This window comes from Mycobacterium sp. WUMAC-067, assembly GCF_020217485.1.
GTDB lineage: Bacteria > Actinomycetota > Actinomycetes > Mycobacteriales > Mycobacteriaceae > Mycobacterium.
In genome coordinates this window covers 1-789 of record NZ_JAEKMI010000170.1, presented here as the reverse complement: position 1 = coordinate 789, position 789 = coordinate 1, and the positions used below count along the sequence as shown (strand labels likewise).

General features: G+C 65.4%; 1 protein-coding gene. It reads left to right on the top strand.

Annotated elements, in window-relative coordinates:
- The coding region (locus JF781_RS28055; protein WP_225341369.1) for an IS256 family transposase at window positions 1-757 on the top strand (757 nt) is incomplete at its 5' end.
- Window positions 758-789 lie beyond the last annotated feature (32 nt).

Sequence of the window (789 nt, the reverse complement as noted above, 5' to 3'; positions counted from 1 at the left end):
CATCCACCTGAAAGTCCGGCTCGAGCAGGAAAAGCTCTGCCTGTTGGTGATGCTCGGGGTGCGGGCGGACGGCCGCAAGGAACTCGTCGCCCTGGCCGACGGCTACCGAGAGTCCACCGAGTCCTGGGCGGACCTGCTGCGGGATTGCCGCCGCCGCGGGATGCGCGCGCCGGCGCTCGCGGTCGGGGACGGAGCTTTGGGATTCTGGCGGGCACTGCGGGAGGTGTTCCCCGCCACCCGCGAACAACGCTGCTGGTTCCACAAACAAGCCAACGTTCTTGCTGCACTCCCGAAATCGGCGCATCCGGGTGCGTTGGCGGCGATGAAGGAGATCATCGGGGCCGAGGACATCGACAAGGCGCAGTTGGCGATCGCAGCGTTCGAACGTGACTACAGCGCGAAGTACCCGAAAGCGGTGAAGAAAATCGTCGATGACGCCGACGTGCTGCTCGAGTACTTCCGGTATCCCGCCGAGCACTGGGTGCATCTACGCACCACGAACCCGATCGAATCGACCTTCGCGACGGTTCGGCTTCGGACCAGGGTGACCAAGGGCCCGGGATCACGGGCGGCGGGCATGGCGATGGCCTACAAGCTGATCGAAGCAGCGCAGTCGCGGTGGCGGGCGGTCAACGCACCACACCTGGTGGCGTTGGTGCGGGCCGGCGCAGTGTTCCACCAGGGCAAGCTCCTCGAACGTCCGGTCGACATCACCCCGGAACCATCGCCCGACACCCCAGTGTCCGAGGTCGCCTGACGACCCTCGATCCACAGGATTTGACTATTTCT